The 16,144-nt window shown below is 70.5% G+C and carries 14 protein-coding genes, 1 tRNA gene, 1 other RNA gene and 2 pseudogenes; 11 read left to right on the top strand and 7 right to left on the bottom strand.

Features of this window, described 5'->3' with window-relative positions:
- Window positions 1-9: 9 nt before the first annotated feature.
- The 3 genes and pseudogenes from GEV07_16550 to aceE form a co-directional block, all read right to left on the bottom strand.
- Window positions 10-611, bottom strand: a pseudogene (locus GEV07_16550) (hypothetical protein).
- A 101-nt stretch (window positions 612-712) separates the two neighbouring features.
- Window positions 713-1,123, bottom strand: a complete 411-nt coding sequence (locus GEV07_16545) for a hypothetical protein (protein MQA04259.1) — start codon at window positions 1,121-1,123, stop codon at window positions 713-715.
- Between the two features lie 142 nt (window positions 1,124-1,265).
- Entirely contained in the window at window positions 1,266-4,013 is a 2,748-nt protein-coding gene (gene aceE, locus GEV07_16540; GenBank protein MQA04258.1) for a pyruvate dehydrogenase (acetyl-transferring), homodimeric type, read from the bottom strand.
- Window positions 4,014-4,161: 148 nt separating this feature from the next.
- On the opposite strand from aceE, the gene GEV07_16535 reads away from it, so the two are divergent.
- The 4 genes from GEV07_16535 (at window position 4,162) to GEV07_16520 (ending at window position 5,700) form a co-directional block, all read left to right on the top strand.
- Window positions 4,162-4,572, top strand: coding sequence for a YjbQ family protein (locus GEV07_16535; GenBank protein MQA04257.1), 411 nt, complete (start codon window positions 4,162-4,164; stop codon window positions 4,570-4,572).
- A 110-nt stretch (window positions 4,573-4,682) separates the two neighbouring features.
- The gene (locus tag GEV07_16530; protein ID MQA04256.1) at window positions 4,683-5,120 is read left to right on the top strand and encodes a DUF3052 family protein; all 438 of its coding nucleotides are present in this window, start codon (window positions 4,683-4,685) and stop codon (window positions 5,118-5,120) included.
- The gene (locus GEV07_16525) at window positions 5,117-5,614 is read left to right on the top strand and encodes a redoxin domain-containing protein (GenBank protein MQA04255.1); all 498 of its coding nucleotides are present in this window, start codon (window positions 5,117-5,119) and stop codon (window positions 5,612-5,614) included. Before GEV07_16530 ends, GEV07_16525 begins: the two co-directional genes overlap by 4 nt.
- 14 nt (window positions 5,615-5,628) lie before the next feature.
- A tRNA-Val gene (locus tag GEV07_16520) sits at window positions 5,629-5,700 on the top strand.
- Between the two features lie 181 nt (window positions 5,701-5,881).
- Here the strand turns inward: GEV07_16520 and GEV07_16515 are convergent.
- The 3 genes and pseudogenes from GEV07_16515 to GEV07_16505 all read right to left on the bottom strand — a co-directional run bounded on the left by GEV07_16515 (window position 5,882) and on the right by GEV07_16505 (window position 8,605).
- Window positions 5,882-6,769: a GNAT family N-acetyltransferase gene (locus GEV07_16515; GenBank protein MQA04254.1), complete on the bottom strand. Its 888-nt coding sequence runs from the start codon at window positions 6,767-6,769 to the stop codon at window positions 5,882-5,884.
- A 31-nt stretch (window positions 6,770-6,800) separates the two neighbouring features.
- Window positions 6,801-7,817 (bottom strand): annotated as a pseudogene (locus GEV07_16510) (superoxide dismutase).
- Window positions 7,818-8,209: 392 nt separating this feature from the next.
- The gene (locus tag GEV07_16505; protein ID MQA04253.1) at window positions 8,210-8,605 is read right to left on the bottom strand and encodes a MarR family transcriptional regulator; all 396 of its coding nucleotides are present in this window, start codon (window positions 8,603-8,605) and stop codon (window positions 8,210-8,212) included.
- A 243-nt stretch (window positions 8,606-8,848) separates the two neighbouring features.
- Between GEV07_16505 and GEV07_16500 the strand changes: the two genes are divergently transcribed.
- Entirely contained in the window at window positions 8,849-9,826 is a 978-nt protein-coding gene (locus GEV07_16500; GenBank protein MQA04252.1) for a ring-cleaving dioxygenase, read from the top strand.
- Complete coding sequence (locus GEV07_16495) at window positions 9,823-10,452, top strand: alpha/beta hydrolase (GenBank protein ID MQA04251.1); 630 nt, start codon at window positions 9,823-9,825, stop codon at window positions 10,450-10,452. The genes GEV07_16500 and GEV07_16495 overlap by 4 nt, the downstream gene beginning before the upstream one ends.
- Here GEV07_16495 and GEV07_16490 read toward each other — a convergent pair.
- Complete coding sequence (locus GEV07_16490) at window positions 10,449-11,720, bottom strand: MFS transporter (GenBank protein MQA04250.1); 1,272 nt, start codon at window positions 11,718-11,720, stop codon at window positions 10,449-10,451. The genes GEV07_16495 and GEV07_16490 overlap by 4 nt on opposite strands.
- A gap of 3 nt (window positions 11,721-11,723) precedes the next feature.
- Here GEV07_16490 and GEV07_16485 point away from each other — a divergent pair, with 3 nt between their 5' ends.
- From GEV07_16485 to rnpB, 5 genes are all read left to right on the top strand, one after another.
- A complete protein-coding gene (locus tag GEV07_16485) occupies window positions 11,724-12,464 on the top strand; it encodes a hypothetical protein (protein MQA04249.1) in 741 nt (246 codons plus the stop codon).
- A 106-nt stretch (window positions 12,465-12,570) separates the two neighbouring features.
- Window positions 12,571-13,680: a bifunctional RNase H/acid phosphatase gene (locus tag GEV07_16480; protein ID MQA04248.1), complete on the top strand. Its 1,110-nt coding sequence runs from the start codon at window positions 12,571-12,573 to the stop codon at window positions 13,678-13,680.
- Between the two features lie 147 nt (window positions 13,681-13,827).
- Window positions 13,828-15,012, top strand: a complete 1,185-nt coding sequence (locus tag GEV07_16475; GenBank protein ID MQA04247.1) for an MFS transporter — start codon at window positions 13,828-13,830, stop codon at window positions 15,010-15,012.
- A 66-nt stretch (window positions 15,013-15,078) separates the two neighbouring features.
- A complete protein-coding gene (locus GEV07_16470) occupies window positions 15,079-15,720 on the top strand; it encodes a TetR family transcriptional regulator (GenBank protein ID MQA04246.1) in 642 nt (213 codons plus the stop codon).
- 32 nt (window positions 15,721-15,752) lie between these two features.
- Window positions 15,753-16,144: RNase P RNA component class A (gene rnpB / locus GEV07_16465), an RNA gene on the top strand.

The raw sequence follows: 16,144 nt of genomic DNA, 5'->3' as shown, positions 1-16,144 counted from the left end.
GGGTGCCGCCTACTGGAAGCCGAGCCTGGCCAGCGGCTCGACCAGCTTGCGCTCCTCGTAGCTGAGGTGCGACAGCAGGGCGTCGCTGAGCACGTCCACCGTCTCCTTGAGGTCGGCGATGTCGCCGGTGCCGGCGACCAGCGCGACCAGCGCACGGTCGACGCTCTCGAGGACCTCGTGGATGGTGTGGTGCTCCTCCTCGAGCCGGTCCAGCACCGGCACCAGCCGGGGGTCGGAGCGGCGCAGGTGCGGGAAGACCTGCACGTCTTCCAGCGTGTGGTGCATGGTGACGAAGCGGCAGTAGTTCGCGCAGTACGCGCCGAGCGCCCAGTTGTTCTGCCGCATGCTCATCGTGTGCAGGTGGGAGCGGGCCTGACCGGCCGACAGCTCGCCCGCCGCGACCTGGTCCGCGAGGCTGCGCAGCTGCGCGAGCTCGTCCCGCAGGGGGTCGTGCACGTCGACGAGTGGCGTCCGGACGCCTGCTCGTGCGGTGTGTACTGGCGGTCGGTATCCGGTGCCGGGACAGAGGGCCGCGTGGACTCGTCCCACACCGCGGTCTCGCTCTGCCTCGTCCCGTCGTCGGGCGTGGGACGTACCTGAAGTGGCGGCATGGCTCCGGTTTCGCGATCAACTGTTGGTATTACGAACTAAATTAGCCATCGCACAGCGGGTCGTCAAAAGCCGTCGTCCACAACCGGGACGGAAGTACGGCCTAGAAGTACGGGGTGATGATGCCGAGGTCGCCGACGTCGAGGCGGGGGACGGGGAACGCGGTGCGCCACGGCCGCAGCAGCACCTTGTACTCGCGGCGGGACAGCGTCGGTCGCGCGAAGGCGCCCGCGACCGCGTCACGCAGGGCCTTGAGGCCATCGTTGGCGGCGTCCGGGTGCTCCGCGTCGGCGAGGGTGTCGCGGAAGGTCGTGGTGATCGACTCGAACGTGCGCAGCACGTCGACCACCAGCGGGCACTCGGGATCGAGCGCACGGTCTCGCGCGCTCGCGACCTCGGCGGTGTTCGTCCACACCTCGCCGAGCAGGTACAAGTCGTCGACACCGAGCAACGGGATCTGCCCGACGATGCCGGTGATCTCGTCCAGGTTGGGATGCTTGACCAGCTCCGTCACCGGGCGTCGGCGGCCTGCGAGAAAAGAAGGTCTCCACGACATGGCCAACCTCCGCAGACAGCGACACACATTCCGTCGAGTGTCGCCGACCATAGCTCGGGACGTCCCGTAGCGCCAGTCTCGCAACTACGGGCCGTGGCGGTCAGGCGTCGCCGCCGGACTCGCCGGGGTCCGCCGCCTGGACGTCGTGCAGGTGGTAGGTGTCGATCGCCTGCTGCAGGACCTCCTGCTTCACGTGGCCCTGCTTGGCGAGCTGGGTGAGCACCCCGAGCACGATCGACTCGGCGTCGATGTGGAAGTACCTGCGCGCCGCGCCGCGGGTGTCGGAGAATCCGAACCCGTCCGTGCCCAGGGCCAGCCAGTCGCCAGGCACCCAGCGGGAGATCTGGTCAGGTACGGCACGCATGAAGTCGCTCACCGCGACGATCGGCCCGGTCGACTGCTCGAGCGCCTGCGTCACGTACGGCGTACGGTGCTCGTCGTCCGGGTGCAGGTAGTTCCACTCGTCGCACTCGACCGCGTCCCGGCGCAGCTCGTTCCAGGACGTGACCGACCACACGTCGGCGGCGACGCCCCACTGCTCGGCCAGCAGCTGCTGCGCCTGCACCGCCCACGGCATGCCGACGCCGGACGCGAGGATCTGCGCGCGCGGCTGTTCGGCGCCGTCCGCCCCGGTGCGGTAGCGGTACATGCCCTTCAGCAGGCCCGTCACGTCCAGGTCCGCGGGCTCCGCCGGCTGCTCGAGCGGCTCGTTGTAGATCGTCAGGTAGTAGAAGACGTTCTCGCCGTTCGGGTGCTCCTCCGACGACGAGTACATCCGCCGCAGGCCGTCCTGCACGATGTACGCGAGCTCGTACGCCCAGGCCGCGTCGTAGTGCACGCACGCCGGGTTGGTGGACGCGAGCAGCGGCGAGTGGCCGTCCGCGTGCTGCAGGCCCTCGCCGGTGAGCGTAGTGCGGCCCGCCGTGGCGCCGAGCAGGAAACCGCGGGCCATCGAGTCCGCGGCGGCCCACATCTGGTCGCCCGTACGTTGGAAGCCGAACATCGAGTAGAAGATGTAGACCGGCACCATCGGCGTGCCGTGCACGGCGTACGACGTGCCGGCGGCGATGAACGAACCCATCGCGCCGGACTCGGTGATGCCCTCGTGCAGCAGCTGGCCCTGCTCGGACTCGCGGTACGAGAGCAGCATGCTGCGGTCCGCCGGCTCGTACTGCTGGCCGTGCGGCGCGTAGATCTTCTGCGAGGGGAACAGCGAGTCCATGCCGAAGGTGCGGAACTCGTCCGGCGCGATCGGCACGAACCGCTTGCCCAGGTCGTCGGACTTGATCAGGTCCTTGAGCAGCCGGACGAACGCCATGGTGGTGGCGATCTTCTGCTTGCCCGAGCCCTGTTTGAGCTCCTTGTACACGTCGTCGCCCGGCAGCTTCACCGGCTTGGCGCGAACGATCCGCTCGGGCAGGAAGCCACCGAGCTGACGGCGCCGCTCCATCATGTACTGGATCTCGTCGTCCTTCTCGCCCGGATGGTAGTAGGGCGGCAGGTCGGCCTCGAGGGCCTCGTCCGAGATCGGCAGGTACAGCCGGTCGCGGAACTCCTTCAGGTCGTCCTTGGTGAGCTTCTTCATCTGGTGCGTGGCCATCCGGCCCTCGAAGCTCTCCAGCGTCCAGCCCTTGATCGTCTGCGCGAGGATCACCGTGGGCTGCCCGACGTGCTCCCGTGCCGCCTCGAACGCCGCGTAGACCTTCCGGTAGTCGTGCCCGCCGCGGGAGAGGCGCTGCAGGTCCTCGTCGGAGAGGTCGGCGACCATCTTGCGCAGCCGCGGGTCGTCACCGAAGAAGGTGTCCCTGATGTACTCGCCCTCGCTGATCACGTACGTCTGGAACTGACCGTCCGGCGTCGTGTTCATCTTGTTTACCAGGACGCCGTCCACGTCCTGGGCGAGCAGCGGGTCCCAGTCACGACCCCAGATGACCTTGATCACGTTCCAGCCGGCGCCGCGGTACAGCGACTCCAGCTCCTGGATGATCTTGCCGTTCCCGCGGACCGGGCCGTCCAGCCGCTGCAGGTTGCAGTTGACGACGAAGGTGAGATTGTCCAGCTCCTCGCGGGCGGCCAGCGAGAGGGCGCCGACCGACTCCGGCTCGTCCATCTCGCCGTCACCGACGAACGCCCATACGTGCGAGTCCGAGGTGTCCTTGATGTCGCGGTTCTGCAGGTAGCGGTTGAACCGTGCCTGGTAGATCGCGTTCAGCGGGCCGAGGCCCATGGACACCGTCGGGAACTCCCAGAAGTCCGGCATCAGCCGGGGGTGCGGGTACGACGGCAGCCCGCCGCCGGCCGTCGACCGCTCCTGGCGGAAGCCGTCCAGCTGCTGCTCGCTGAGCCGCCCCTCCAGGTACGCGCGGGCGTACATGCCGGGAGAGGCGTGGCCCTGGATGTAGACGTGGTCGCCCGACCCGCTCTTCTTACCGCGGAAGAAGTGGTTGAAGCCCACCTCGTAGAGGCTCGCCGCGGACGCGTAGCTCGCGATGTGCCCGCCGACGCCGAGACCCGGCCGGTTCGCACGGCTGACCATCACCGCCGCGTTCCACCGGATGTACGCCCGGATCCGCCGCTCGATGTACTCGTCGCCGGGGAACCAGGGCTCGCGCTCCGGCGGGATCGTGTTGATGTAGTCGGTGCTGCGCAGGGCCGGCACGCCGACCTGGCGCTCCCTCGCCCGCTCGAGCAGGCGCAGCATCACGTAGCGCGCCCGGGTGCGCCCGTGCGCGTCGATGACGCTGTCGAGGGACTCCAACCACTCCTCGGTCTCCGTCGGGTCGATGTCCGGGAGCTGGCTGGGAAGCCCGTCGCTGATTACGTGAAACCGCTTGCGTTCGGCAGACAACGTAGTCTCTTCACCTTCGTCTCGGCTTTTGGCCAGCCTGCAGAGGCTTGTGACCCTCGCTATCCCATCATCTGCCTTCTGACCGCCAACTGGGTAGTCGGGTGGCCCAGCTGTCTGCCCGGGAGGAGGGAACTGGTCGAATGGAGGCATGCAGACGCGTGTGATCGAGGTCGCGACGGGTAACCGAGAGGCGGTGATCGACCTCAGCGGCGAGTGCGACGCGTTCCTCAGGGACATCGGTGCTGGTGACGGCCTGCTGCACGCCTTCGTGCCGCACGCGACCGCCGGGCTGGCCCTGGTGGAGCTGGGGGCGGGCAGCGACGCGGACCTGCTGGCCGCCCTGAAGGACCTGCTGCCGGCCGACGACCGGTGGCAGCACGCGCACGGCTCGCGGGGGCACGGGAGGTCACACGTGCTACCCGCGTTCATCGCCCCCTACGTCACGGTCCCCGTGCTCGGCGGGGAGCTTGCACTGGGGACGTGGCAGAGCGTCACCCTGGTGGACGTGAACGTCGATAACCGCTCGCGACGAGTACGGTTCAGCTACCTTCCCGGTTAGTTGAATCATCACATTGTGGCTGTGGCGACTTGCGCACCGTGTGTCACTTGTGTGGACTGTCGCCACAATCGTGAAGAACGGCGGAGAACCGAAATGAGGAGGACCGAGCAGTGAGCGCGACCGCGGAGCACGCGGACGGGCAGGACAACTCAGCCGTCGACCGGCTGGGGCTCAAGCCAGGCCAGATCGTCCAGGAGTTGGGATACGACGACGACTGCGACGACGCGCTCCGCGCGGCCGTCGAAGAGCGCATCGGCAGTGAACTCGTCGACGAGGATTACGACGATGTAGCGGACGTCGTGCTGCTGTGGTGGCGCGAGAGCGACGGCGACCCGGCCGACGGCCTGCTCGACGCGCTGTCCTCCCTCGTCGACGGCGGCACGGTCTGGCTCCTCACGCCCAAGGCCGGCCGCGAGGAGCACATCGAGCCGAGCGAGATCAGCGAGAGTGCGGTGAGCGCCGGCCTGCAGGCAACCAGTAGCGTGAGTGCAGCAGCGGACTGGGTCGGCACCCGGCTGGTACCCCCACGGGCGAAAGGTAAGCGATGACCGACGGCAGCGCGGACACCGAAGCGGCGCTCAGCGGGGCGCTCCCCGTCGGCGCCCAGGCGCCCGAATTCGAGCTCACCGACCAGTTCGGCGCCACCACACGGCTGGCGGACTTCCGCGGCGACAAGGCCGTCCTCCTGGTCTTCTACCCGTTCTCCTTCACCGGCGTCTGCACGAGCGAGATGAAGGCGCTGCAGAAGCGGATCGAGGACTTCCAGAACGACTCCGTGCAGGTCCTCGGTGTCTCGTGCGACTCCGCGTTCGTGCAGCGTGTCTTCTCCGAGCGGGAGCGCCTCAGCTTCCCGGTGCTCTCCGACCACTGGCCGCACGGCGCCACCGCGCAGCAGTACGGCGTGTTCGACGACGAGCTCGGCGCCGCCCGCCGCGGCACCTTCGTCATCGACACCGACGGCGTCGTCCGGTGGCAGGTGCTGAACGCCATCCCCAACGCCCGGAGCAGCGAGGCGTACGTCGAGGCGCTCGGCGCCTTGTAAGCTGCAGCACTGGCGGGCGCATAGCTCAGCGGTAGAGCACCGCCCTTACAAGGCGGGAGTCACTGGTTCGAACCCAGTTGCGCCCACGGGCCGGCCTCCCCTGCTCGGTGGCTTTGACCACCTTCGCGGGGCCGCGACTTCTTTACGGGGCCGAGCCCCCGTACCCCCCACGTTCCCTGGTCATTGTGGAAGCGCTGGTGGTTGGGGGCCTCGCTTCGCTTCGGCTTGCGTTGGTGGGTGCCTGCATGGCTCGCTTGGCTCGTTCGGCTAGCGGGGTAGGGGTTTTTCGAACCAGTGGTGGGCGTAGGGCTCGGGGTTGAAGGCTGGGACCTCGCGGAAGCCGGCGGCCCGGTAGAGGCCGATCGCCTCGGTGAGGGCGCGGTTCGTCTCCAGGCGGAGGGTGTGGACGCCGTGGTCGGTGGCGCGCGCCTCCAGCTCGGCGAGCAGCCGGCGGCCGAGGCCGAGACCACGGCTGCCAGCGGCGACCCACATCCGCTTCACGTCGGCGTAACCGGCCGGGTGGAGCTTGAGGCCGCCGCAGCCCACCGGCTCGGCGTGCAGCGTCGCGACCAGGAACAGGCCCGCGGGAGCCGTCAGGTCGGCGGCGTCGGCGGGCATGGTCTGCGCCGGCTCGAAGCCGCCCTCGAAGCGTTCCGCCAGCTCGGCGAAGTACGCCTGCAGGCAGTGGCGGGCGTCGCGGCGGCGGGGGTCGACGACGTCCACGTGGACCATGGACGCGACCAGCAGCTGCTCGGCCTCCGTCAGCGCGCCGACCAGGCGGGCGCGCTGGCGGTCGTTGAGCGGGGCGAGGATCGACGTCGCCAGGTCGTCGGAGCGCCGGTCCAGCTCGGCGCGCTCGGCACGGCCGGCCGCGGTGAGGTGTGCCGTACGCACGCGTGCGTCGCCGCCGTCGGTTCGCACCGTGACGAGCCCCTCGGCCGTCAGGGCGCGCAGCAGCCGGCTGAGGTAGCCGGAGTCCAGGTCCAGGCGGGATCGCAGGGCGCGGACCTCGGTGCCGTCCGGGCCGATCTCCCAGAGCACCCGTGCCTGCCCGAGCGGTCGGCCGCCGGCGAGGTACGCGTCCTCGAGGGCACCGACCCGCTGGGTCACCGTGCGGTTGAAGCGGCGCACCTGCGCGACGAGAGCCGAGTCCATCCTCTGACTTTAGTCAGAGAATGGCCGATCGTCACCTCCGGTCGACGGCGATGGCCCGGTACTCGGTCGTCGGCTCCGGCGGCACGGCGAACCTGGCCAGCGGGATGTACACCTGGTCGGCGAAGAGGCCGGCCGTCGTGGGGGACTGCATCTCCATCCGCGGGTCGGCGATCCGCTCGACGACCGTGCCGCGGGTGCCGGACGCGTTCACCTCGAGCAGCGACGCGGCATTCGTCATGCCGCTCTGCACGACGTAGGGCTTCCGGCCGTCGAGCAGCAGGCCGTCGCCGGCGGGCACCAGCTCGCCGCCGAGGTCGACCTCCGTGGTCACGCCGGACGCCGGGTCGATACGGAACAGCTTGCCGGTGTTCGACTGGACGGCGAGCAGGCCGCGGCGGTCCGGGGGCGACTCGATGCCGTTCAGGTTGAACCCCTCCTGGTAGCTGAGGTCGCCGGTCAGGTCGATCCGCTTTACGGCGTCCTGGCCGGGGATCCCGTCCCGTAACGGCAGCTTGTAGAGGACCTGCTGCCTGGAGCCGGTGAACCAGGCGCCGCCGCCCGCGGGCGTCACGTCGTTGACGAACGTGTCGGTGCTCTCCGCCAGCTGCTAGCTCGCCAGGACGTCACCGGACCTGGTGACGACGATGCGTGCGTCGCCGGCGGCGCCGCCCGCGATGAACAGCCGGCCGTGGCCGTCGGTCTTCATGCCGACCGACGGGGTGCCGGGGCCCTCGCTGACCACCGTGCCGCGGCCGGTGAGCAGGTTCGCCCGGTAGATGGAGCCGTCGGCGAGCGAGCCGAAGTACGCGACCGGGCCGGGCCCGATGGCGATGCCTTCGGGACGGAACCCGTCCGGCAGCTGGATCTCGTCGGGCAGCGGCGACCGTACGGCGTGCGCGGGCGCCGCGACGGCAACAGGGGCGAGCAGCCCGAGTACGGCGGTGAGCGTGGCGACGACGGACCGGGTGACATGGGCACTCCCGAGCTGCGAGCTGGCGGCAGGTCGCGCCGGGGCCCACCCGGCCCGACCGACCGACAGTAACCTCATCCGGACCCGCCAACAGCCGTCGTGACCCGTTCGAGACCGAGCCACCCGACCGAGATGACCATCTGCCACAACCACCGGCCCACGCCGGGCTCGGGCCGGGTGCTACAGGCCACTGACCGGGTTCGGGTGCGCCGGCTGGGGTGGGTCTACCGCTCGGTTCTGGCTCCGGGTCGGGTGTGCCGGCTCGTGGTGGGCTACCGGGGTCGGGCGTGCCAGTAAGGGTCCGGGCTACCGGAGCGGGTTGGGGTGTGCCTGTCGGCTCGGCGCTGGCGCCGGCTCGTGGCGCCTACCGACCGGCTTCGGGCGTGCCGGTTCTGGGTAGGTCTACCGGCTTGGCGCCGGCTCGTGGCGCCTACCGGGCCGGGTTCGGGTGTGCCGGGCCGGGGCGAGGGCTAGCGGGTCGGGTCGGTGCTTGGGTGGGTGTCGCCGTTGGCTTCGCGGAGGATGCGCATGGACTCGGCCAGGGCGACGGTTGCGGTGGGGCCGAGGGGCTCGAGCAGGCGGCGGCGGAGGATCTGCGCGCAGACCTCGCGCGCCTCCTCGGCCAGGGTGCGGCCGCGGTCGGTGAGCTCGGCGTAGATGACCCGCCGGTCGTCGTCGCAGCGGACGCGTTCGATGAGGCCTACGCGGGCGAGGCGGTCGGCCACCTTGGTGAAGCCGCCGCTGGACAGCGCAGCCTCGCGGGCGAGCTTGGTCATCGGCATCCTGTACTCGGGGTGTCGCAACAGCCTGATGAGGATGTCGAACTGGGCGGGCGGCAGCCCGAACCGTTCCTCGATCTCGCCCATCAGGCCGCGGTGGGTGTTGGCGTAACCCTCGATGACCAGGCCCCACCAGCTGACCACCTCGTCGGTGCTGGCTGCGCTGTCGACTTCTTGGACACCTGGCTGGTTGGTCACCGCGACCTCCGATCGGATGCGTGTCCTGTCCGCTCACAGTGTAACCGATTATTTCCACGGGAATATCTTGCACGAAAGATAAATTGAGAATAGCGTCGAACACATGCTCAACGGCACAGCGGGAGGATCCTCATGACGCTGGCAACCAGTGGTCTGCACCACGTCACCGCCATCGCCGGCGACCCACAGCGCAACGCGGACTTCTACCTCCGCACCCTGGGGCTGCGGCTGGTGAAGACCACCGTGAACTTCGACGACCCGGGGACCTACCACCTCTACTACGGCGACCAGGCGGGCCGGCCCGGCAGCCTGTTGACGTTCTTCCCGTGGCGGGACGTGCCCGCCGGACGCCGGGGGAACGGCCAGGCGACGACCACCTCGTTCTCCGTGCCCGAGCAGTCCATCGGCTGGTGGCGCGACCACCTCGAGAAGCTCGGCGTCTCGGTGAGCCGGGTCCAGAGCCGCGACGGCGAGGACACGCTCACCTTCCGCGACCCGGACGGGCTTGCCCTGTCCCTCGTCGCGCACCCGGGCGGCGACCCGCGCGACCCGTGGGAGAGCCCGTTCGTGCCCGCGGAGCACGCGGTCAAGGGCCTGCACTCCGTCACCCTCGCGGTGGCCAGTGAGGACGCGACGCTGGGCATGCTGACCGAGATGGGTCTCAAGCCATCCGCGCAGGAGGGCAACAGGATCAGGTACGCGGCCGGCGACGGTGGCGCGGGCACGTTGGTGGACGTGCTCGTCAACCCGCGGGCACCGCGTGGGCTGGTCGCGGGTGGCACCGTGCACCACGTCGCGTGGCGGGCGCCGGACCAGGTGACCCAGGCGCAGTGGCGCAAGGAGCTGCTCGGCGAGGGCGTCCACGTCACGGAGATCAAGGACCGGCAGTACTTCACCTCGATCTACTTCAGGGAGCCAGGCGGCACGTTGCTGGAGATCGCGACGGACGACCCGGGCTTCGGGATCGACGAGCCGCTGCTCGAGCTCGGCCAGGCGCTGAAGCTGCCGCCGTGGCTGGAGCCCAACCGTGACCAGATCGAGCACGTGCTGCCCGAGCTGAAGCTGCCGAGCGCCGACGAGGCGCAGGCGAAGCCCGCGGAGGCACTGTGACGGACAACGGGTTGAGCCTGGACTACCGGGTCCACGCCGGCAGCGACACCGGCCCGGTCCTGCTGTTGCTGCATGGCACCGGAGGTACGCCCGACGACCTGGTCGGTCTGGGGCGCCAGCTGTTCGGTGACGCACCGATGCTGGCGCCCGCCGGCCCGGTGTCGGAGTTCGGCGCGGCGCGCTGGTTCCGCCGGCTGGCCGAGGGCGTCTTCGACACCGACGACGTCGTCGAGCGCGCCCACCAGCTCGCCGACTTCGTCGCTGCGGCGACCGAGCGGCACGGGCTGGTCGGGCGGCCGTTGATCGCCATCGGCTTCTCCAACGGGGCGAACATCGCCGCCGCGACGCTGTTGCTGCGGCCCGAGGTGCTGCAGACCGCAGTGCTGTTCTCCAGCATGCTGCCGGTGCCGCAGCCGCCCGCGCACGACCTGAGCGCGACGAAGGTGTTCCTGGCCAACGGCACCGCCGACCCGATGGCGCCGATCGCGTCGACCGACCAGCTGGTGAGCGAGCTGCAGCAGCGGGGCGCGGACGTCGGCACGTACCGGCACCCGGGCGGTCACCAGATCACCGTGGACGCACTGGCGGCGGCCAGGGACTGGGCGAAGGAACTGGTCGCAGCCTAGGCCGCGCCGCGGTTGCGTTCCCTGCGGTTGATGGCGAAGGCCAGCGGCCAGGTGACGGCGAGCATGGCCGCGGTGGCGGCGAACGTCCACGGGTAGCCGGCGGCGCCGGCGAGCAGGCCGAGCAGCATGGAGCCCGCGCCGGTGCCGGCGTCGACCGCCATGTTCCACACCGTGCTGGCCTTGTCGAAGCCGGCCGGCTCGACGCGGGCGAACATGGCGCTGAGCGTGGTGTTCTGCACCGCGCCGTACCCCCCGCCGAACGCCAACCCGCCGACCGCCACCGCCACGACGGCGAGGGCGGCCGAGTCGGTGACGGTGACGGCGGCGAGCGTCAACATACCGAGACCGCTGACCGCCACGCCGGGGCCGAGCAGCACCGGTCTGCGGTGGCTGTCGGTGAACACACCGGCGAGCCAGCGGCCCACCACGATGCCGACGCCGTAGCCGAGCAGCCCGACGGTCACCGCCACGGTCCGGTCCACTGCGGCCGGCAGGAAGGTCACGTACGCGCTGCTGGCCAGCGCCCCGGCGAGCACTACGAGGAACGGCGCCGCCAGCTCGGCCGGTCGCACCGAGGCGACCGCGTTCGACGTACGGGGTGCCCGGCGTGCGCGCGGTGTGCGGGTGCGGATGCGCATCGCGAGCGTGATCGCCGCACCGACGAGCGGCAGCGCGCCACCGACGGCGAAGACCACGGGGAAGCTCACCTGCTCGGTGAGCCATGGCCCGGCCGGCAGCCAGATCACGTTCGGCAGTCCGATCGCGAGCCCGAACTGGCCCAGGCCGCGCCCGCGGCGATGGGCGGGGAGCAGGTGTGCGACGAGCGCGCTCCCGGTGACCACCACCAAGGCGAACCCGATACCGCGTACCACGCCGACGGTGATGAGCGCCGGCAGCCAGCTGGTGGGCGCGTACGCGAACACCGGCAGACCGAACAGCAGCGAGCCGAGCGCCAGCGTCTCGCGGTGGCCGAGCAGGCGGAGCACCGCCGGGGTGCCGAACTGAGCGACGACCGTCGCCAGTAGGAACGCCGCGTTGGTCGCGCCGATCCCCGCCGGCGCCGCGCCACCGGCCTGCGCCCACAGCGGAACCACGGGGAGCAGCAGGCCGTAGCCGCTGGCTGTCGCGAGGGCACTGACGAGTAGCAACCGGAAATCGCGCCTGTGCTCCTCCATCGGCTCGAGCATAGGGTTCCCGACGCCGGCGCGCCGCACGCACGGGGTACGGTGCAGACTCACGAGGAGCACCGACGAGGCCGGAGTTGTCATCCAGTGAAAGCCGCCCCTGACGCCCAGCGGCGTCTGCTAGACCTGCAGGCGCTCGACAGCACACTCGACCAGCTCGCGCATCGCAGGCGGACACTGCCCGAGGTCGCGCGGGCGATGGAGCTGACCGATCAGGTCACGAAGCTCGGTGACGAGTTGATCTCCGCGGACGCCGCGAGGTCCGACCTGGAACGCGAGCAGCGCAAGGCGGAGGCCGACGTGGAGCAGGTGCGCTCGCGGGCGGCCAGGGACCAGCAGCGGCTGGACTCGGGCGCGGTGAGCTCACCGAAGGAGCTGGAGAGCCTGCAGGGGGAGATCGCGAGCCTGGGGCAGCGGCAGAGCGTCCTCGAGGACGCCGAGCTCGAGGTGATGGAGCGGCTGGAGACGACCACCACGAAGATCGCGGAGCTGACGTCAGAACGCGACTCGGTGCAGCAGGAGCTCGACGAGGTCACGGCGACCCGCGACGCGGCGTTCGGCGAGATCGACGCCGAGCATGGCGAGCGGGCGGCCGAACGGGCACAGCTCGCACAGCAGATACCCGACGAGCTGCTGAAGCTGTACGAGAAGCTGCGTCAGCAGCACGACGGTGTCGGTGCCGGCCGGCTCGAGGGCAGCCGGTGCGGCGGCTGCCATCTCACCCTCAACCCCGCCGAGCTCTCGCGGGTCAGGAGCGCACCCGAGGACGAGGTCGTGCGGTGCGAGGAGTGCCGCCGCATCCTCGTGCGCGCGGGCGAGGCCAGATGACCGAGCATCCCGTCGACCTCCCGCGCTCCGCTCCTCGCTCACGTGCGGCTGGTGTACCGCCCACCCGTCTTATTCTCGCTACGATGCTCACGCGGGAGGTCTCCTCGTGACCACACTGCTGGTCGAGGCCGACGGCGGCTCCCGCGGGAACCCTGGGCCGGCCGGGTACGGCGCCGTGGTCAAGGACGCCGGTAGCGGCGAGGTGCTTGCCGAGGTCGCCGAGGCGATCGGCAAGGCGACGAACAACGTGGCCGAGTACGGTGGGCTCGTCGCCGGGTTGCGTGCGGCGGCGGAGATCGATCCCGCCGCCGAGCTCGAGGTGCGGATGGACTCCAAGCTGGTCGTCGAGCAGATGCGCGGCAACTGGAAGGTGAAGCATCCGGACCTGAAGCCGCTGGCGATCGAGGCGAACGGGCTGGCGCGTACGTTCCGGCGGGTGAGCTACGTGTGGGTGCCGCGCGAGCGCAACGCGCACGCGGACCGGCTCGCCAACGAAGCCATGGACGCCGCACAGCCAGGCGCTGCGCGGCGGGCGGCGCCGAAGGCCGCGGAGCCGGCCGCCGACGAGGAGCAGGCCCGGGCGTTCATCCCACCCGCTCTCGGCACGCCCACCCGCACGTTGCTGCTGCGGCACGGTGCGACGGCCGCGTCGACGGACGGGTGGTTCAACGGCGTCGCCGACGAGCCACTCACCGAGGGCGGCCGCGAGGAGGCGCGCGCGGTCGCGCAGGCGCTGGCGGCGGGTGAACCGATCGACGCCATCGTGTCGTCGCCGCTGCGGCGGGCCCGCGAGACGGCGGACATCGTGGCGAGTGCGCTCGGGCAGACCGTCCGCGAGGACGACGACCTGCGCGAGGTCGACTTCGGCTCGTGGGAAGGCCTCTCGCTCGCCGACATCACCGCCAAGTACGCCGCCGAGTTCGAACGCTGGGCGTCCGAGGTCGCCGCCGCGCCGCCCGGCGGGGAGAGCCTGGTCGACGCGCGCACGCGCGCGAACCGGGCGCGTACCAAGCTGCTCGCCAGGTACCAGGGCAAGACGGTGCTCGTCGTCGCGCACGGCCTGCTGCACTCGGTGCTCGTGTCGATCGCGCTCGACGTCCCTGTCGAGGTGATCTTCCGGCTGCGGATCGAGACCACCGGGCTGTCCGCGGTGGACTGGTACGCGGAGGGGTTCGCGCGACTGCGGGCGTTCAACGACATCAGGCACCTCGCCTGAGCTAGTCTCGGCGCATGCTGTCCGTCGCCGCGTGGTGCACCCCGCCGTTGCCGCTTTACGGCCTGGACCACGAGCGCGGCGACCTGCGTCCATAACACCTTCCATCGCCCGAGGTTCTTCGTCCCACGCGATGGAAGGTGTTCTCCGATGCGTTCGTTGTCGAACGTCCTGTCGACGAAGCAGGTGCCGCGGCTGCTCCTCTCGATGGTCGTCGGTCGGTTGCCGACCGGTATGGCGGCGTTGGCGATCGTCCTCGTCACGCGGGCGCACGGTGCCGGCTACGCGGTCGCCGGTGTGCTCGCCGGGGTGTACGCGGCGAGCCAGGCGGTCGGTGCGCCCGTCCTCGCCCGTGCGGTCGACCGGTGGCGCCAGTCGCCGGTGCTGCTCGGCAGCGCCGCCGCTTCGGCCGTCGGGTTCTTCTGTGTCGGCGTCCTCGACGTGGGCAGCCAGGTGGTGCCGGCCGCCGCGGCCGTCGCGCTCGCCGGGTTCGCCACGCCGCCTCTGGAGCCGTGTCTGCGCGTGCTGTGGTCGGACCTGCTCCGCGGTGCCGACGTGCAGGCTGCGTACTCGCTCGACACGGCCATGCAGGAGCTGATCTTCACCTTCGGTCCGCTGGTCGTGCTCGGCTGCGTCGCCGTCTTCGGACCGGCCGGTGGCCTCTTCGGTGCCGCGGTGCTGTGTCTCGCCGGCACCGTCGTGTTCGCGTCCGCCGCGCCGAGCAGGCGGTGGCGCGGCGAAGCTGTGGTACGGCACTGGGCCGGGCCGTTGCGATCCGCCGCCCTGATCAGGCTGTTGTGTGCGGTGGCGTTCGTCGGGCTGACCATCGGCACGTTCACGGTCGCGATCACCGGGCACGCCGAGGCGGTGAGCACACGCTCATCGGCGGCCTGGTTCATCGCTGCCAACGCGTTCGGCGCGCTCATCGGTGGGGTGGCGAACACGGCGGTCCGACCGAGCAGGGACCCGTCGCGTCGGCTGCTCTGGCTGCTGCTGGCGCTCGCTCTCGGTTACCTTCCGCTCATCCTGGCGCCCGGCGTGGCCGGGACGTTGCCGCTCGCGTTCGTGAGTGGAATCGCACTGCCGTCGGTGCTCGCGACCGCTATGGTGCTCGTCGACTCACTCGCTCCGGCCGGCACCGTGACGGAGGCGTTCGCCTGGGTGGTTACCGCGTTCGGCGCCGGCTTCGCGCTCGGTTCGGCGCTCGCCGGCGTCGCTCTGGACGGCGGTGGCTATCGCGTGGCGATCGCGGTGGCGGTCGTCGGCGGCCTCGTCGGGGCGGGTCTGGTGATCGTGCGGTTGACGTCACCCGCAGTTGTACGCTCCGCGCATTGAAGGTGTCGGGGAGCGTTCGTCTTCTAAACTTAGGCATGCAGTCCTAATGAACCGCGGAAGGCAACGATGTCGCGTACCGACGCGAAAGCCAAGCGAGCGCAGGTGCGCGAGAGTACGCGACAACTGCTGATCTCGACCGCTACCGAGTTGCTGCGCGAACGCGGCAGTGCCGGGCTGACCATGACGGCTGTGGCGCGGCGCGCGGACGTCGCCGTGCGTACCGTGTACAACCACTTCCCTTCGGCGGAGAAGTTGATCGTCGCGACGATGACCGCCGTGTCGAAGCGGTTCGCCGCGTTGCGTCCGGACCGTACGGAGCTCGACGAGATGCCGCCGCTGGAGCTGCTGCGAACGTTCATCGCGCGGTGGTACGCGGAGCTCGCCAGGATCGAGCACACGCTGGACGCGGTGATGAGCGTCCGCGGCTCCGCTACGCTCGACGAGGCGCTCAACGAGGGCAGGGAGCTGCGGCTGCGCTACCTGCGCGTGGTGCTGGCGAAAGCGGAGGAGTGCGGGCAGCTGCGGGTGCCGCTGGACGACGCGGTCGCGGTGGCGTACACGGCGACGAGCTACCAGAGCTGGGTGTCGTTCGTGCCGCAGCTCGGGCTGAGCGTCGGTGAGGCGGCGGAGCTCGCCACGCGCTGGATCACCGGGTTCGCGTTCCGGCCGGACTGTGCGGCCGAAGCGAACGGGACGGGGAACAACTAGCCGAGGCGTAGGGCTAGGCTGGTGCTTGCGGACGAGCCAGCCGGGCGGTCGCGTGGATCCGTCCACGAGGAAAGTCCGGACTCCGCAGGGCAGGGTGGTGGGTAACACCCACCCGGGGTGACCCGCGGGAAAGTGCCACAGAAAGCAGACCGCCGGTGCGGTACGCCGCAGCGGTAAGGGTGAAACGGTGGTGTAAGAGACCACCAGCGTCCGGGGTGACCCGGACGGCTCGGTAAACCCCACCCGGAGCAAGGCCAAGAGGGCTCAGGCGAAGCCTGGGCCTGCGCAGGCGTTCGAGGGCGGCCCCGCCCGAGCCTGCGGGTAGGCTGCAGGAGGCTGTCGGCAACGGCAGCCCTAGATGGATGGCCGCCCGCGCGGACCCAGGTCCGCGCGACAGAATCCGGCTTACAGGCTGGCTCGTCCG

The organism is Streptosporangiales bacterium, from assembly GCA_009379825.1.
Classification (GTDB): Bacteria; Actinomycetota; Actinomycetes; order Streptosporangiales; family WHST01; genus WHST01.
The sequence above is the reverse complement of the archived record's forward strand: the minus strand, read 5'-3'. Positions and strand labels throughout refer to the sequence as shown.